At 40.2% G+C, this 16,156-nt stretch carries 18 protein-coding genes and 1 pseudogene; 12 read left to right on the forward strand and 7 right to left on the reverse strand.

Features of this window, described 5'->3' with window-relative positions:
* Position 1 precedes the first annotated feature (1 nt).
* The 5 genes from ACFSX4_RS01525 to alsE all read left to right on the forward strand — a co-directional run bounded on the left by ACFSX4_RS01525 (position 2) and on the right by alsE (position 3,006).
* On the forward strand, positions 2–319 hold the full coding sequence (locus ACFSX4_RS01525; RefSeq protein ID WP_377773411.1) for a PTS fructose transporter subunit IIB: 318 nt from the start codon (positions 2–4) through the stop codon (positions 317–319).
* Positions 320–336: 17 nt separating this feature from the next.
* The gene (locus tag ACFSX4_RS01530) at positions 337–789 is read left to right on the forward strand and encodes a PTS sugar transporter subunit IIA (protein WP_377770852.1); all 453 of its coding nucleotides are present in this window, start codon (positions 337–339) and stop codon (positions 787–789) included.
* Positions 790–803: 14 nt separating this feature from the next.
* Positions 804–1,121: a PTS fructose transporter subunit IIB gene (locus tag ACFSX4_RS01535; protein ID WP_377770854.1), complete on the forward strand. Its 318-nt coding sequence runs from the start codon at positions 804–806 to the stop codon at positions 1,119–1,121.
* A 22-nt stretch (positions 1,122–1,143) separates the two neighbouring features.
* Positions 1,144–2,244, forward strand: coding sequence for a PTS fructose transporter subunit IIC (locus tag ACFSX4_RS01540; protein ID WP_377770856.1), 1,101 nt, complete (start codon positions 1,144–1,146; stop codon positions 2,242–2,244).
* A 72-nt stretch (positions 2,245–2,316) separates the two neighbouring features.
* On the forward strand, positions 2,317–3,006 hold the full coding sequence (gene alsE, locus ACFSX4_RS01545; protein WP_377770858.1) for a D-allulose 6-phosphate 3-epimerase: 690 nt from the start codon (positions 2,317–2,319) through the stop codon (positions 3,004–3,006).
* A gap of 50 nt (positions 3,007–3,056) precedes the next feature.
* Here the strand turns inward: alsE and ACFSX4_RS01550 are convergent, their stop codons facing one another.
* A complete protein-coding gene (locus tag ACFSX4_RS01550; RefSeq protein ID WP_377770860.1) occupies positions 3,057–3,935 on the reverse strand; it encodes a DMT family transporter in 879 nt (292 codons plus the stop codon).
* Positions 3,936–4,088: 153 nt separating this feature from the next.
* Between ACFSX4_RS01550 and ACFSX4_RS01555 the strand changes: the two genes are divergently transcribed.
* Positions 4,089–5,009, forward strand: coding sequence for a DMT family transporter (locus ACFSX4_RS01555; RefSeq protein ID WP_377770862.1), 921 nt, complete (start codon positions 4,089–4,091; stop codon positions 5,007–5,009).
* A 24-nt stretch (positions 5,010–5,033) separates the two neighbouring features.
* Complete coding sequence (locus ACFSX4_RS01560; protein ID WP_377770864.1) at positions 5,034–6,476, forward strand: M20 family metallopeptidase; 1,443 nt, start codon at positions 5,034–5,036, stop codon at positions 6,474–6,476.
* Positions 6,477–6,525: 49 nt separating this feature from the next.
* On the opposite strand, the gene ACFSX4_RS01565 is transcribed toward ACFSX4_RS01560, so the two are convergent.
* The 5 genes and pseudogenes from ACFSX4_RS01565 to ACFSX4_RS01585 all read right to left on the reverse strand — a co-directional run.
* Positions 6,526–6,897 (reverse strand): YbgA family protein, encoded by a 372-nt coding sequence (locus ACFSX4_RS01565; RefSeq protein ID WP_377770866.1) that lies wholly within the window; start codon positions 6,895–6,897, stop codon positions 6,526–6,528.
* Positions 6,894–7,559 (reverse strand): ABC transporter ATP-binding protein, encoded by a 666-nt coding sequence (locus tag ACFSX4_RS01570; protein WP_377770868.1) that lies wholly within the window; start codon positions 7,557–7,559, stop codon positions 6,894–6,896. The genes ACFSX4_RS01565 and ACFSX4_RS01570 overlap by 4 nt, the downstream gene beginning before the upstream one ends.
* 10 nt (positions 7,560–7,569) lie before the next feature.
* Complete coding sequence (locus tag ACFSX4_RS01575) at positions 7,570–8,619, reverse strand: ABC transporter permease (protein ID WP_377770870.1); 1,050 nt, start codon at positions 8,617–8,619, stop codon at positions 7,570–7,572.
* Positions 8,620–8,697: 78 nt separating this feature from the next.
* A complete protein-coding gene (locus ACFSX4_RS01580; protein WP_377770872.1) occupies positions 8,698–9,393 on the reverse strand; it encodes a LysR family transcriptional regulator substrate-binding protein in 696 nt (231 codons plus the stop codon).
* 15 nt (positions 9,394–9,408) lie between these two features.
* Positions 9,409–9,606 (reverse strand): annotated as a pseudogene (locus ACFSX4_RS01585) (helix-turn-helix domain-containing protein); the annotation flags it as partial.
* A gap of 74 nt (positions 9,607–9,680) precedes the next feature.
* Between ACFSX4_RS01585 and aroA the strand changes: the two are divergent.
* Positions 9,681–11,027, forward strand: coding sequence for a 3-phosphoshikimate 1-carboxyvinyltransferase (aroA, locus tag ACFSX4_RS01590; protein WP_377770874.1), 1,347 nt, complete (start codon positions 9,681–9,683; stop codon positions 11,025–11,027).
* Between the two features lie 228 nt (positions 11,028–11,255).
* Here the strand turns inward: aroA and ACFSX4_RS01595 are convergent, their stop codons facing one another.
* A complete protein-coding gene (locus tag ACFSX4_RS01595; protein WP_377770876.1) occupies positions 11,256–11,420 on the reverse strand; it encodes a hypothetical protein in 165 nt (54 codons plus the stop codon).
* Between the two features lie 397 nt (positions 11,421–11,817).
* Here ACFSX4_RS01595 and ACFSX4_RS01600 point away from each other — a divergent pair, with 397 nt between their 5' ends.
* From ACFSX4_RS01600 to ACFSX4_RS01615, 4 genes are read left to right on the forward strand one after another with little or no spacing between them, the layout of a single operon-like run.
* Positions 11,818–12,831, forward strand: a complete 1,014-nt coding sequence (locus ACFSX4_RS01600; RefSeq protein WP_377770878.1) for an ornithine cyclodeaminase family protein — start codon at positions 11,818–11,820, stop codon at positions 12,829–12,831.
* Positions 12,832–12,846: 15 nt separating this feature from the next.
* Positions 12,847–13,809, forward strand: a complete 963-nt coding sequence (locus tag ACFSX4_RS01605) for a threonine ammonia-lyase (protein ID WP_377770880.1) — start codon at positions 12,847–12,849, stop codon at positions 13,807–13,809.
* 38 nt (positions 13,810–13,847) lie between these two features.
* Positions 13,848–14,990, forward strand: a complete 1,143-nt coding sequence (locus ACFSX4_RS01610; RefSeq protein WP_377770882.1) for a M20 metallopeptidase family protein — start codon at positions 13,848–13,850, stop codon at positions 14,988–14,990.
* A gap of 17 nt (positions 14,991–15,007) precedes the next feature.
* The gene (locus tag ACFSX4_RS01615) at positions 15,008–16,150 is read left to right on the forward strand and encodes an aminotransferase (RefSeq protein WP_377770884.1); all 1,143 of its coding nucleotides are present in this window, start codon (positions 15,008–15,010) and stop codon (positions 16,148–16,150) included.
* The last annotated feature ends 6 nt before the right edge of the window (positions 16,151–16,156 follow it).

Genomic DNA, 16,156 nt, shown 5'->3' on the forward strand with positions numbered 1-16,156 from the left:
GATGAAAATAGTTGGTGTTGCAGCGTGCACGGTTGGGATTGCACATACGTATATCGCACAGGAAAAACTTGAAAATGCAGGTCAGAAGGCGGGACACGAGATTCATGTGGAAACACAGGGAACTATCGGCACGGAAAATGAACTGACGGAAACACAGATTAAAGAAGCAGATATTGTCATTCTCGCAGCGGATGTGAAAGTGGCCGGGCGTGAACGATTTGACGGCAAAAGAATTATCGAAGTACCGACAGAAATCGCAGTAAAGTCACCGAATAAGCTGATTAAAAAAGCAGTCGAAGTGATTGAAGCAGGAAAATAATATAGGGAGTGTCAGTTATGGAAGTTACAGAAATTTTAGATACAAATACGATTAAAACAGATTTGAAAGTCAGCAGTAAGGATGAGGCATTAAAAGCACTGGCGGATCTTCTTTTGAAAAATGAATATATTACTGATATTGAAGGATTTATGAAAGATATTTACGCACGGGAAGCTGAAGGTCAGACAGGGATTGGCAATTATATTGCGATTCCTCACGGTAAAAGTGACAGTGTAAAGAAATTAGGCGTGGCAATCGGTATTAACGAAACTGAAATTCCTTGGGAGTCACTTGACGGCAATGGTGTAAAGGGAATTATTTTATTTTCAGTCGGGAACGATAATGACGGTGCGAAAAACCATTTGAAATTACTCTCTCTTTTCGCAAGAAAACTTGGAAATGATGAAGTGATTGAAAAGCTGCTTGATGCGAAAACAGAAGAAGATGTTATACAGGCTTTTAAAAATTAAAGGAGGTTTTAGTGATGAAAATAGTAGGTGTTGCAGCGTGTACAGTTGGGATTGCACATACGTATATCGCGCAGGAGAAACTTGAAAATGCAGGTCAGAAGGCGGGACACGAGATTCATGTGGAGACGCAGGGAACTATTGGTACGGAAAATGAACTGACGGAAACACAGATTAAAGAAGCGGATATTGTTATTCTTGCAGCGGATGTGAAAGTGGCCGGGCGTGAACGATTTGACGGCAAAAGAATTATCGAAGTACCGACAGAAATCGCAGTAAAGTCACCGAATAAGCTGATTAAAAAAGCTGTCGAAGTGATTGAAGAAGGAAAATAACATCCGGAGGAGGATAAATACAATGGCTAAAATTAAAAACTTGAACTTAAAAGGTCATTTGATGACAGCAATTTCCTACCTGATACCCATTGTCTGTGGTGCCGGCTTTTTAATCGCTATCGGTATGGGGTTCGGCGGTACGAGTCAGGATGTATTGGTGCAGGGGGAATTTTCTTTCTGGGACGGGCTTGCCACAATGGGTGGTGCAGGTCTTGGATTGTTACCTGTAGTCATTGCGACAGGGATCTCATACTCAATTGCGAATAAACCCGGGATTGCGCCGGGCTTTATTATCGGATTGACAGCAATTTCGATTGAAGCAGGCTTTATCGGCGGTATTATCGGGGGATTTATTTCAGGTTACCTTGCTATGGCCGTTTTAAAATATTTCAAAGTACCTAAATGGGCAAAAGGTTTAATGCCGACATTAATCATTCCGTTCATTACTTCTATTGTCGGCGGACTGATGATGGTATACGTCATTGGAGTTCCGATTGCTGCATTGACTAATCTTTTAACAAGTGCACTTAGTAACTTAGGTAATTCATCACTCTTGATGTTCGGCGGGGTAGTCGGTATTTTAAGTGGTATTGACTACGGCGGACCGATCAATAAAACAGTGTTTGCCTTTGTGTTGACGATGCAGGCGGAAGGTATTAACCAGCCGATCACTGCACTTCAGCTTGTAAATACAGCAACACCGATTGGATTCGGACTTGCATTTTTTGTTGCGAAATTATTCGGAAAAACCATCTACACACCACTTGAAACTGAAGCATTAAAATCAGCAGTACCGATGGGCTTTATCAATATTGTCGAGGGTGTTATACCAATTGTCATGAATGATATTGTCCGCTGTATTCTCGCGACTGCGATTGGCGGTGCAGCAGGGGGTGCGGTATCTATGCTTCTCGGAGCTGATGCGACAGTACCTTTCGGCGGTGTACTAATGCTTCCGACAATGACCAATCCAATGTCAGGTGTCGCAGCACTGGCAGTGAACATTGTGGTCACAGCACTTGCGTTGGCACTACTCAAGAAAAATGTAACGGATCAGCCTGTCGTTGAAAAAACAGAAGACGATGAAGAAGACATTGATCTGGATGATATTAAAATTACTTAAGCAGAAATTTGGTTTAAATATTTTGAAGCAGATATATGAGATTTAAACATACAAAAGGAGCCGTATATAAAGATGAAAAAAGTAGAGTTTTCACCATCTTTAATGACGATGGATTTAGATAAATTTAAAGAGCAGATTACATTTTTGAATGACCACGCAGATTCATATCATATCGATATTATGGACGGGCATTATGTTCCGAATATTACACTGTCCCCGTGGTTTATAGAAGAATTAAGAAAAATAAGTGATCTTCCCGTTTCAGCACACTTAATGGTAACGAATCCGAGTTTCTGGGTTCAGCAGCTGATCGATATTAAATGTGAATGGATCTGCATGCATGCTGAAGTATTGGACGGACTCGCGTTCAGGCTGATTGATCAAATTCATGATGCGGGACTGAAAGCAGGTGTTGTTTTAAACCCGGAAACACCGATAGAGCATATCTTCCCGTATATTGAACTTGTTGATAAGATTACCATCATGACGATTGATCCGGGATTTGCCGGACAGCGTTTCATTGAAAGTACACTCGATAAAATCACGGCATTAAGAGAACTGCGTGAAGAAAAAGGCTATCAGTACGTGATAGAAATGGACGGGTCTTCCAACCGTAAATCATTTAAGCGTATTGATCAGGCTGGCCCGGATATATATATTGTCGGAAGAAGCGGATTATTCGGTCTTGATGACAGCATTGAAAAATCATGGGAAATAATGTGCAGGGATTATAAGGATATGACCGGCAAAGAAATTTCTTAAAATAAAATAGAGAGCATGTCCTACGGGAATTTCCCGGCAGAGCGTGCTCTCTATTTTATTTTTCTTGTTTTTCTCCTGCCTTCAAATAAATACAGGTAAACACCAACAAGGACAATGCTGCCGCCGATCATCTGGATGACAGTTAAATGTTCACCGAGGATTAACACCGCAAGTATGGATGCACCGACCGGTTCAAGAAGTACACTGATAGAAATGGTCGTCGGTGTCACCAGTGTGAGCAAGTAGTTAAAAACAACATGGGCAAAGCTCGGAAAAATTGCGAGCAGTATAAATAAAATCCATTCATTGCTTGAGTAGTGAATCAGGTTGTCTTCAGTAATTAAATTATAGATCACTAAAAATACTGCCGAAAAGCCGAATACGATGAAACTGTAAATCCAGTGAGTTAACTTTTTCATCGCACGCTGGCCGATCATTAAGTAAATGACAATCGCAAGGACACAGAGGAATGACAGAATATTACCTATAAGCATTGTTAAATTTTCAGTATTAAAGTCACCCCAGCTGACAATTAATATACCGAAGAACGATATGACTGTCGCAGTAAGGGTCTGTAGATTCATTTTTTCCTTATAAAATAAAAATGCTGCAAACATCGCAACAATCGGCTGCAGGGCAAGGATGAGTGTGGAGCTTGCCACTGTGGTCATCTCGAGGGATGTAAACCAGAATGCAAAGTGCATGGCAAGGAACAGGCCTGCAAATATGAGTGCTGTCCAGTCTTTTAAATTTAATGCCGACAATTCTTTTCTGTATTTAAAAGCGAAGGGCATAATCAGTACGGTTGAAAACAACATCCGGTACATACTGATGACTGCTGCCGGTGCTTCTGAAAGTTTAACGAAAATTGCCGCAAAAGATATTGCGATTACCGCAAATACTAATAATACAACGACCCTGTTCTGCAATATGCATCCTCCTTAATGTTTCCAATTATATGGAGTATAACGGGGAATGATACAATATGTAAATATTTATTTCGAAAAATTTTTGAGATTTAAATACTGAATGTTCGAAATATGAGATAATGTCTAATATTACAGCTTGAAAGAGGGGATGATTTGAAAAAAGACAGTCTTCTGTTCAATTATTTAATGGTTATACTGGTGATGCTGATCTGGGGATTGAATGTGGTCATATTAAAAGTGCTGGTCGATGAACTGCCGCCGCTTCCGATGACTGCAGTCAGAGTAACAATTGCCTCAATCACGGCATATTTGTTTATCAGAATGACACAATCTTTCAGACGGGCAACTAAAAATGAATTTCTGCTTATTGTGCTCAGTGCAGTCTGTGGTGTCATCCTGCACCATCTGCTGCTTGCGGTGGGTCTTCAGACAATTAATGCATCGAGTGCAGCGCTGATTCTCGCGCTCGTCCCGATTACAACAGCCCTGTTCGCAACACTGTTTTTAAAAGAAGCTGTCACACGGCTGAAATTTCTTGGTTTTGTCCTGGCGTTTGCCGGCGTATTCTTTATTCAGGGGGCATCTTTTACTTCATTTAATATGAGCACAGGCGAACTGGTTGTATTTATCTCTATGGTCGCCCAGGCGCTTGGTTTTATATTTACACGTAAGGTAACTGTAACGATGGATTCGAGACAGGTGACAGCCTGGTCGATGCTTATCGGCTCGTTCGGTCTGTTGATTTTAAGTTTTGTCCTGGATTTTGAAGGTGTTAAAGAAATCACTGCACCGCATTCTATGTATATATACGTACTGTTAATCATGTCGGCGGTCGGTGCGACTGCACTCGGCTATATTATCTACAATGCTTCTATTCAAAAAGTCGGTGCAAGCAATACAGTCGTATTTAATAATCTGGTGCCTTTGTTCGGACTGATATTTTCAAGTATTTTCCTGAATGAAATCATTACGACAGAACAGATTACAGGTTTTATATTTATTGTGGCAGGTATTTTATTCGGAACGGGATATTTTGAGTATATATTTTCGAAATATCGTAAGAATAAGAAATGAAAATCTTAAATATGGAGTGATTTTATGTCAGAGGTAACAGAAAAAATTAGAGCAATTATTGAGGAAAAACGAGATGCTTTTTTTGAAATCAGTGATCAGATCTGGGAGTGCCCGGAGATCAGATTTGAAGAAACAAAGTCATCCGCATACTCTGCAGATTTTATGGAAAAAGAAGGTTTCACTGTGGAACGCGGTGTTGCAGATATTCCGACAGCATTCACGGCGACATTTGGAAATAAGGGGCCTGTCATCGGGATTCTCGGGGAATATGACGCACTGCCGGGATTGAGCCAGAAAGCAGGTGTGACTGAATATGATCCTGTAGAACGTGACGGCCATGGTCACGGCTGCGGACATAATCTGCTTGGTGTCGGTGCGATGAGTGCAGCAGTTGCAGTAAAGGAATATTTGGAGAAGGAAAATATTGAAGGCACAGTGAAATATTTCGGCTGCCCGGCAGAGGAGAGCGGTTACGCTAAAACGTATATGGTTAAAGCAAGATTATTTGATGATGTTGATGCAGCCTTCTCATGGCATCCGCATTATTTGAATTCACTATTTAATGGTCCATCTTTAGCTGTGATTCATGCGACATTTACGTTTAAAGGAAAGAGTTCCCACGCTTCAGCATCCCCCGAACTCGGGAGAAGTGCACTGGATGCGGTTGAACTGATGAATATCGGTGCCAACTATATGCGGGAGCATATGATTGATGAAGCACGTGTGCATTATGCAGTGACCAATACCGGCGGCAAGTCTCCGAATGTTGTGCAGAGAGATGCGGAAGTGTCTTATTTTGTCCGTGCACCGCGGGCTGAACAGGCACGCAGTCTGTTTAAACGACTGACTAAAATCGCAGAAGGTGCTGTATTGATGACAGAAACTGAAATGACTTATAAAGTAGAGGGCGCATGCTCAAACCTTGTACAGAATTCTGTTCTTGATAAACTGCTTCATCAAAATATGAATGCCCTCGAGACAGAAAGATATACGGAAGAGGAAGTCAGTAAGGCAAAAGAATACTTCAATACACTGAATGATGAAGATAAAAACTTTGCAGAAAATCTAACAGGAAAGACACTCGCCGAAGTCTTTAAAGAACGTCCGCTTGTTCATGAAACTGCACCGTACCGTGAAGCACCCGAGTATGCTAAAGGATCCGGATCCACTGATGTCGGTTCTGTCAGCTGGGTCGTACCGACCGCACAGCTGGTTGCAGCAACATGGTCATTCGGCACACCGTTCCATACCTGGCAGGTCGTTTCCCAGGGAACATTGTCTTATGCAAAAAAAGGCATGCTTTATGCAGGGGAGTCCATCGCAAGTTCAGTGATTGATTTATTTAACAATCCTGAAGTGATAGAGGATGCGAAGAAAGAACTCGTCGAACGTGAAGCGGGACCTGAAAATTATAAATCACTCCTGCCCGACGAACAGTATACAGCACCGATTTTAGAAGAGGAATAAAATAAATTTCACCTGTATACTACGGCTTAATAAAAAGGACTTCCTGATATCAGGAAGTCTCTTTTAGTATTGATGACTGCAGTAAATATTCTGTGTCATATTTTTCAGCCTGTTGTTTTATGAAGTTGAGTAAATCTTCTTCTGTACTTTGAGATTCTGTAAATTTTGCTTTCAGCTTTTTATACATTTCTTTCTCATCATCAGTACAGACCTTTTTGAAGTATCCCCACATATGATCGAATGCGTTTAACACAGAACCTTTTGACGGGGGTACATTGAGCGCATCTTTAATTAAACGCTCTATTTCATGAATATCATCTGTCGCTTTCAATGTTTCACGGATTAAATCATAGTGTTTCTGTGAATGAAACATCACCTCATATTTATGATGTGCCCAAAGTGATTCTGCTTCTTTTCTCATGTTATTTCCTCGAAAACGCCGTCTGTCATTTTAAATACTTTATCACAGTACTCTGTCAGCCGTTCATCATGTGTCACGATGATGCATGTTTTGTTCTGTGCTTTTGTCTGTTCTTTTAAAATTTTTACGACGCTGAGTGCGTTTTCGGTATCGAGTGAAGCGGTGGGTTCATCAGCCAGTATAATTGCCGGGTTGGTGTACAGTGCTTTAACAATCGCAGCACGCTGTTTCTGCCCGCCGGATATTTCCCCCGGCAGCTGATTTTTAATATCATTCAGTTTCAGCTGATCATACAACGCATTCAGTGATTCGTCCGACATGACATCATCTTTCTTTTTCTTCAGCAGCTTAAACTGCTCTTCAACAGTCAGGAAGGGGACCAGATTACTTGCCTGAAGTATAAAACCGATTTTGGATAAACGGATTTTAGAGAGCTGTTTTTGGCTTAACTGTGATATTTTTTCACCGTCTATAGTAATTTCACCGTCGGACGGTGTCTGAAGTGCACCGGCCATTGTGAGCAGTGTACTTTTCCCTGATCCGGAAGGACCGATAATCGCAACGAACTCACCCGCTTCAAGTGAAAAAGAGGTGTCTTTGACAGCTTCGATAGTAGAGCTGCCGTCATTAAACGTTTTAGTAACATTTTCAAATTTAAGCATATTCTCTCTCCTAACCAATCGCTTCCAGAGGATCGACTTTTCTAATTGAAGACACGGACAACAGACCGCCTAAAAGTGCCACAAGAATCAGCACGACTGCATAAAGGCTCAGTGTCACATAATCAAAAGTAACAGGGACAACATCCGGTAAAAAGAGTCCGGTGACTAATGTCAGACCGAGTCCGATGGTTGTACCAATAATGGATAATATCAAAGTCTGCGCGAAAACAGATGCTGCGAGCATACCGTTGGTGAAGCCCTGTGCTTTTAACACACCGAACAGCTGTCGTTTCTGCAGGGTGATAACATATAGGAAGATACCAATGACCAGTGCAGAAATTACGAATAAAAATATAATCATAAAGTTAAGTGTCAGGTTCTGTGCCTGATATCCTGGCAGTTCATTGATGAAATCCTCTGTCGGCATCATGACCAGAGAATCATCAAGTTCAACATCACCGGTGTCACCCTGAATCACCATTGCACTGACTGTATCATCACCGTACATGGGATTAATCTCTCTCACAGTATCCATAGAACTGTACATTGTGGGCGCCGCATTGTATTTTGCACTTTCAGTGAATCCTGTGATTTCCAGGGTTTCATCACTGCTTGCGAGAGACAATTCGTCACCGATTTCAAATCCTTCTTCTTTTAATGAAGCATCCGCAATTACCTCACCGGTATTTTCAAACATATCCCCGGATTCAAGTGATGGAATGATAAAAGATGTATCATCTTCAACACCGAATAAGAATGCAGACTCCTCATTATCTTCATTTGAAACAATTAAAGATGTCTGAATAATTGATGTATTGTTCTCATCAATATCCGGCAGTTCATCTTCTGAAATAAAAGACTGGGCAATCGTATTATTGGCATCATCATTTAAGACGATGGCATCCGATTCCCAGAGATCGATACTTTCCCTGTTCATATTCATGAGCCCGCCGGCAAGACCGGATAATAAAAAGACTAAATAACTGATCATGACAAGCACCATAACAACAAGGCTGAATTTCAATTTATTACGGACAATTTCCTTCCACGCTAAAAACATAAGTGCACCTCCAATAGATTAAGTATATATGAAGGCGGGTTCTATCGGGTATGAAAAACACTTGGGAATTTATAAATTTTAAACCGACTGGTTAATATGTTTAAGAAATTCATTTACAGTGACAGACTGCGGCATATTTTGATTTACTGCAACACCGATTTTTCTTTTTTCAATTGGAATATCAACAGAAATCTCAAATAACTCACCAGAATTCAGGTGATTCTGAATCAATTCTTTTGTGATAAATACAATTCCCATATTCATCTTTGCGGTTTCAATTAAGAGCTCTACACTGCCCACCTCAATATCCGGATAAACTTCGAGTTGTGATCTTTGAAATAACTGATCAAGAAATTTTCTCGAACTGCTTCCTTCTGAAAAAGAAATCAATGGATATTTTTTAATATCTTCAAGTGTAAGTATCTTTTCGTTTAAATATCTGTAGTTTTTTCCACCGGCAAATACACTGTCAATATCCATAAAATGATTGATTTCTATGTGTTCTGCCTGAACAGGGAGGTGGACAAAGCCGATATCAATCTGCTGATTCGATAGCTTATTAATAATTTCAGGTGTAGAACCGTGTCTTAACTGAATGTGGATATCCGGATATAAGTCTTGAAATGATTGAATATACGGAAGCAGATAGTGTTTGAAGGTGGAGTCGCTGCCACCGATTGAGAGTGTGCCGGAATTTAAATTCTTCATGGAGAAGATGGCATTTTCCGCCTGATTGACCCACTCAAATATTTGACTTGTATACTGAAACAGCACATTTCCTTCCGGCGTGATTAATACGCCCTTAGAAGTTCTCTTAAATAAACAGACACCAAGACCGTTCTCAAGCTGCCGGATCGCATGACTGACACTTGGTTGTGTAATAAAAAGACGTTTTGCTGCTTTAGAAAAATTCTTTTCAACCGCTGTAATGTGGAATACATAGTATAAATCTAAATTAATGATATAGACACCACCTATAACTGTTATTTAAAAGATTAATTTTATTTATATCATACATGTAAATATAATGAAGTTAAATCATTTGTTCAGGAGGATTCGCTATGAAGGAAAACAAATATTTTAAAGGAAACGTAGAAAGCGGCTGGGGGAACTTACAAAATATAAAGTCTTTGATAGTTTCTCCGTCACACAGACCGCTGGACGGAGAAATATCCGTTCCCGGAAGTAAGAGTTTAACCAACCGTGCACTGATTCTCGGTGCAATGGCGGAAGGGACATCAAATCTCAAAGGAATATTAAAGAGTGATGACTCCTATTGGTGCGTTGAGTCATTAAAAAGTCTGGGAGTAAGCATAAAAATAAAAGGGAATGATGCAGAGGTAGCCGGTGGAAGTACAAACTTCAATAATGGTGAGATTTATGTTGGATCCGCAGGAACAGCAGCAAGATTTTTACCAGGCTTTTTGGCAGCAGCCGGGAAGGGTGAGTGGAAACTGACTGCTAGTGATAATATGAAAAAACGTCCAATCGGACCATTGATTCAAACGTTATATGAACTCGGTGCGGATATACAATATCTTGAGAAGGAAAATCATTATCCCATTTTAATCAAAGGCAAACATTTATCAGGCGGTGAGGTGAAGATGTCCGGAGATGTTTCCAGTCAATTTATCAGCGGCTTATTGATGGCAGCACCGCGCTTTAAATCACCTTTAATCATTAGAACAGACGGCGGTATTGTACAGAAAAATTATGTGAAGATGACACTTGAATTGATGAAGGAATTTGGTGCAGTTGTGGAATTTGATGACAATCTTGAGTGGATGAAAGTCATACCTTCTGCTTATTCCGCCAATGATATCAAAATTGAGGCGGATATTTCCGCAGCGTGTTATTTTATGGCGCTTGCAGCTGTGACAGGTGGAAGGATAAAAATAAATAACATTGATTGGAGAACTAAACAGCCCGACATCGGTATGCTGGAGATTTTTGAGGAGATGGGGTGTATCGTGATTAAAGCGGACGATTATATTGAACTGAGAGGACCTGCGCAGTTAAAAGGCGGATTTGAAGTGTCTTTAAAGGAAATGTCTGATCAGGCACTGACACTCGCAGTAACTGCAATTTTTTCAGACGGCCCAGTAATAGTGAAAAATGTTGGTCATATCCGTCATCATGAATCAGATCGTCTTAAAGTTATTTGTCTGTCAATGAAGAAAATAGGGATTAACGTTCAAGTGTTTGATGACGGATTTAAAATATATCCCGGCAGACCCTCACCTTCAGCACTTGACACTTATGATGATCACAGGGTGGCGATGTCTCTCGCATTGATCGGCACAAAGATACCCGGCGTCAAGTTGAATGACCCGGGTTGTGTATCAAAGACATTTCCAGAATATTTTTCTGTCCTGAAAAATTTAGGGATTGAAATTGAAAATAAATAATGCTTGAATGTCTTTATTTCATTTATGATTTTCTGACTTTTGAAAAAATCTATATTTAATGTAATAACTAAGCAGAAGAGTGGAAATAACGATTAGAAAACTGACTGTCAGGTTCAGATAATCATCACGTACTAATAGGAGAATGATATAAACGATAAATGAAGTGATAAGCGGCCAGCGCATGATAAAACCTCCTTATTAATATTGTGAAATTAAATATAAATAGAATCAATTAGTTTTTCTTTTGTCGGATCTATGCTTGAAATAGGCGGCAGTCAGGACAGCGGCTGTTGTAATAAGATAAATACTTGTGAAATCCCAGAAATCATCACGTATAAACAGTGCAATAAGATAACTAATTAGAGTAATCGACAGTATCAATCCTAATCTCATGTCAGCATCTCCTTTGATATTTACGGCGTATTATACGGCAGTCATTTTTATAATCATCTTCTATTATTGGAGTAAAAGCAAACATTATTTGTATTTTTATCCTTTTGTTGGAAGAAGGTATTCGTTCTTTAAATCAAAGTATTCCATTAAAGTTTTATGCATATTTTATTCATTTAATGTACTTATAATGATTTATTTAAAGGTATTATGTGATTTTTAATTGCATATAATAAAAGTATATGCTAATATATATTCAAATAAATATTGTGATGCAGTTTCTGCCCCCGGGCAGGAACATTTAAGAGCATTGACTCTCATTCCCGTTAGGGCCTGCATAATGCAGGAGGGGTGAGAATCAGTGCTCTTTTTTAATCACATTTTTCAAGGAGGACTGTTATTGGGTGAGTTCAGAGTATTAAGTGAGGCGGAAGTGCGGCAGACGTTGGATATGAAACAGGTTATTGAAGTGGTGGAGACGGTTTATAAAGCCAAAAGTAGTGGAGGCGCAGAGGCGTGGCCGACTGTATTTTATGATTTTGAAAAAGGCAGAGCGGACATGGATATTAAATCCGGTTTCTTAAAAAGTGAGAAATTATTCGGTCATAAAACTGTGACCTGGTTTGGTGATAATGAAGAAAGAGGAATCCCGACATTGATGGGAGTAATTGTAGTTTTTAACGCTGTGACCGGCGAGCCTCTCGGTCTGACAGATGCATCATTTATCACAGGTATCCGTACAGGTGCTGCGGCAGCTACAGGTGTTAAATATTTAGCAGCAAAAGACGCAGAAAATGTATTGCTTCTAGGTGCCGGAAATCAGGCTTTATTTCAGGTTGCAGCAGTATTAACAGCGCGTCCGGGTATTAAAAAGATCAGAGTGGCTGCAAGAAACCAGAAGAAAGTACATACATTTATAGAGGGAGTTTCTGAAAAGCTGAAAGATACGTTTAATATCGATTCTGAGAACGTTGAATTTGAAGCTGTGGACGCGTTAGAGGATGCTGTCAAAGATAGTGATATCATCATCACCATTACGTCTTCGAGGACACCGGTGATTAAACATGAATGGGTGAAAAAAGGGACGCATTTTTCGTGTATTGGTGCAGACATGGAAGGAAAACAGGAAATTGATTCTAAAATTTTAACTGATGCCAAAATTATTGTTGATGACCTGAAACACTGTATGGAAGTTGGAGAAATAGAAATCCCACTTAATGAAGGTGTGATTAAAGAGACGGATATTACAGGGGAAATCGGTGACTTAATTCTGGGTAAGATCGAAGGTAGAAATAATGATGAAGACATCACGGTGTTCGATGCGACCGGCATGGCATTACTGGATATTTTTACAGCAAATCTCGCACTGAAAAGTGCAGCAGAGAAAAATTTAGGTACTGTATCAGAAATTTAAAAGGGAGAGATGTATATGAGTTTCAGCAGTAAAGATGTTAAGGAAGCTTATGAAAGAATTAAAAATTATATTGTTAAAACGCCGCTTGAGGAATCTTTTTATCTGGAAGATGACAATCAAAAATATTTCTTTAAGCTGGAGTCTTTTCAAAGAGTGAAAAGTTTTAAAATACGCGGTGCTTTAAATAAGATGATGACATTAACTGAAGAAGAGAAACGTTTAGGTGTCGCAACGATTTCCTCGGGGAATCACGGCAGTTCTGTCAGTTATGCGGCATCATTACTCGGCATTGAAAATGTGAAAATTGTTGTGCCGAAAACTGCTCCGAAAAGTAAGGTGGACAAAATTGAATACTTTGGCGGTGAGGCTGTATTACTCGGGGATAATTATGATGAAGCCCATAAAGAGGGGATGGCATTTATTGAAGAAAATGAGCTGACTTTTATAGATGCTTTTTATGACGACTCGGCAATCTACGGCGGTCAAGGGACCATCGCAATTGAAATTCTGGAAGAGAATAAAGATATTGATACAATCGTGGTGCCAATTGGCGGCGGCGGACTGATTACCGGGATTGCGGTTGCGGCGAAAACGATTAAACCGGATATACGAATCATAGGTGTTCAGACGGAAGCGTGCCCTGCGATGATTAAGGCATATGAAGATAATGTATTTTATGAAGAGTATCCAAGTGGACCGACGTTATGTGATGCACTGGTCGGCGGTATCGGAAAGCTGAGTTATGAAATGGCGAAGGATTATGTGGATGATTTCATTGAGGTATCGGAAGAATCAATCGGCAGAGCTGTCAGTTTTATGGCAAAAGAAGAAAAGTATATTGTTGAAGCAGGGAGCGCTGTGACTGTCGCAGCAGTCACAGATTACAAAGAAAGAATCGGCGGTAAAAATGTGGCGCTTGTACTTTCAGGCGGCAATATAGACGGTGAGATATTAACGGAACTGATGACGAAATACTAAATGAGAATCATGATGTCAAACAGATAAAGGAGAGAGAAATGAGTCAAATACTCACACAACAACTAATGGATTCAGCAGTCACAGATTATAGATACTTACACGAACATCCCGAAATATCCTGGCAGGAATTTAATACCGCAGGATATATCAAAAACCGGTTGGACCAATTGAATATTGAAACCCTTAATTATGAAATGCCTAGAGTTGTGGGATATGTTAGAGGAACAAAAGGGAATAAAACCATCGCGCTCCGTGCGGATATGGATGCATTGACTATCCATGAAGACAGCGGTAAACCGTATGCTTCTAAAATTGACGGCATTTCTCATGCATGCGGTCATGACGGTCATGTTGCAGTTTTATTAACTGTGGCCCGCTGGTTGTCGGAAAACGCTGTCGAACCGAATGTGAAGTTAATTTTTCAGCCGTCGGAAGAAATTGAACCTAGTGGTGCAAAAGATTTAGTCGATAAAGGTGTGCTGGATGATGTCGATGCGGTGTACGGTATTCACTTATGGCAGAGGCTTGAGAAAGGGAAAATCGGTCTGTCCCACGGTGCGATGATGGGATCATCTGATGATTTTATGATTACTGTGGAGGGTGCGGGCGGTCATGCAGCACTGCCGCATAGAACGATAGACCCAACCTATATTTGTTCTCATATTATTCAGGGGCTGCAGACTATTGTAAGCAGAGAAACCAGCCCGGCAGAAACTAAAGTGATTTCAATCGGAAGTATTCAGGCAGGGAGTACATTTAACAGTATTCCGAGTTCTGCTGTTATGAAAGGAACGGTCCGCGGGTTTTCAACAGATGTGGTCGATTTTGTTGAACAGCGGATTGGAGAAATAGTGGACGGAATATGCCGCACGTTTAATGCGACAGGTACACTGAATTATATTAAAGGGACGCCGCCGTTAATTAATCATTATGAGGAAAGTAACAGAGTAGAAAAAATTGTGAAACGTGAATTTGAGGCGGATACATTTGTACAGATGCCGCTTGAAATGATTGCGGAAGATTTTTCCCATTACCTGCTTGAAAAACCAGGAGCGTTTATATTTGTCGGCATGGGCGGTCCGTCAAGCCGGTTCCCGCACCATCATTCTAAATTTGAAGTGGATGAATCGGTGTTTGGTGAAGCTGTGAAATTATTTATAGAAATTGTGAGGGACTATTGAAAGGGAGCGGATGAATAATGAAGATTAATCATTTTAAGATTGAGGAATGGATGAATGAATATGAGGATGACGCAGTATATAATCTGGCAGAAACATGTGTCGATTCACTGACACTGCGTGAACTCGTAGAACTCGGCGGAAGTTCATATGATACATTTTTTCAAAACTTAGCCGATTATAAACTAACATACGGACATATTGAAGGGTCAGAGGAGTTTAAAACACTGGTGTCTGGATTGTATGAAAACCAGACACCTGACAATGTACTGGCAATGAACGGTGCAATCGGTGCGAATTTTCTTGTACTTTATTCTTTAATTGAAGCAGGGGATGAAGTAGTGAGTGTCCACCCAACGTATCAGCAGCTTTATGATGTACCTGAGTCGTTCGGTGCCACTGTCAAAAAGCTCTATCTGCGCCCTGAAAATCATTATCTGCCGGATATTAAAGAATTGGAAAATATGGTCAGTAACAAGACAAAATTAATCATTATTAATAATCCCAATAACCCTTCCGGCGCAGTGATGGACCGGGATTATCTGAAAAAGATTGTTGCGGTGGCAGAGTCTGTAGATGCCTATATTCTGTGTGATGAAGTGTATCGTAATTTACTTCAGAATACGGAGCGTGATGTCCCGTCAATTGTAGATTTGTATGATAAAGGCATCAGTACGAGCAGTATGTCAAAAGTACTGTCACTCGCCGGACTCAGGCTGGGGTGGATTGCTGCCAATGAAGCGGTGATTAAAGAGTGTATTAAACACAGAGATTATACCACTATCAGCTGCGGGATGATGGATGACATTCTGGCGGTCCATGCGTTAAAACATTATGATTTAATCATGGAACGTAATTTGAAAATTATTCATGATAATTTAAATATTCTTGATCAATGGATAGAACGTGAACCGAAAATACATTATGTAAAACCTGAAGCGGGAACAACCGCAGTCGTACATTTTGATTATGATTTAAGTTCAGTTGATTTCTGTAAAGGATTGTATGATTTGAACGGGGCATTTCTTGCACCTGGGAGTGCATTTGATCTTGAAGGGACATTCAGAATCGGTTATGCATGCGGGACACAGGTGTTGAAGGACGGTTTGGAGAAAGTATCAGAATATTTAAGAACAATAGAACCGACTGAGGAAATAAAATAACATAAT

This window comes from Corticicoccus populi, assembly GCF_042686195.1.
In the GTDB taxonomy this organism is placed as follows: Bacteria; Bacillota; Bacilli; order Staphylococcales; family Salinicoccaceae; genus Corticicoccus; species Corticicoccus populi.

Bases quoted from the DNA above. Each gene is read 5' to 3' on its own strand.
- ACFSX4_RS01525 (WP_377773411.1), top strand. From the start codon at position 2: ATGAAAATAGTTGGTGTTGCAGCGTGCACGGTTGGGATTGCACATACG.
- ACFSX4_RS01530 (WP_377770852.1), top strand. From the start codon at position 337: ATGGAAGTTACAGAAATTTTAGATACAAATACGATTAAAACAGATTTG.
- ACFSX4_RS01535 (WP_377770854.1), top strand. From the start codon at position 804: ATGAAAATAGTAGGTGTTGCAGCGTGTACAGTTGGGATTGCACATACG.
- ACFSX4_RS01540 (WP_377770856.1), top strand. From the start codon at position 1,144: ATGGCTAAAATTAAAAACTTGAACTTAAAAGGTCATTTGATGACAGCA.
- alsE (WP_377770858.1), top strand. From the start codon at position 2,317: ATGAAAAAAGTAGAGTTTTCACCATCTTTAATGACGATGGATTTAGAT.
- ACFSX4_RS01560 (WP_377770864.1), top strand. From the start codon at position 5,034: ATGTCAGAGGTAACAGAAAAAATTAGAGCAATTATTGAGGAAAAACGA.
- ACFSX4_RS01565 (WP_377770866.1), bottom strand. From the start codon at position 6,897: ATGAGAAAAGAAGCAGAATCACTTTGGGCACATCATAAATATGAGGTG.
- ACFSX4_RS01570 (WP_377770868.1), bottom strand. From the start codon at position 7,559: ATGCTTAAATTTGAAAATGTTACTAAAACGTTTAATGACGGCAGCTCT.
- ACFSX4_RS01575 (WP_377770870.1), bottom strand. From the start codon at position 8,619: ATGTTTTTAGCGTGGAAGGAAATTGTCCGTAATAAATTGAAATTCAGC.
- aroA (WP_377770874.1), top strand. From the start codon at position 9,681: ATGAAGGAAAACAAATATTTTAAAGGAAACGTAGAAAGCGGCTGGGGG.
- ACFSX4_RS01595 (WP_377770876.1), bottom strand. From the start codon at position 11,420: ATGAGATTAGGATTGATACTGTCGATTACTCTAATTAGTTATCTTATT.
- ACFSX4_RS01605 (WP_377770880.1), top strand. From the start codon at position 12,847: ATGAGTTTCAGCAGTAAAGATGTTAAGGAAGCTTATGAAAGAATTAAA.
- ACFSX4_RS01610 (WP_377770882.1), top strand. From the start codon at position 13,848: ATGAGTCAAATACTCACACAACAACTAATGGATTCAGCAGTCACAGAT.
- ACFSX4_RS01615 (WP_377770884.1), top strand. From the start codon at position 15,008: ATGAAGATTAATCATTTTAAGATTGAGGAATGGATGAATGAATATGAG.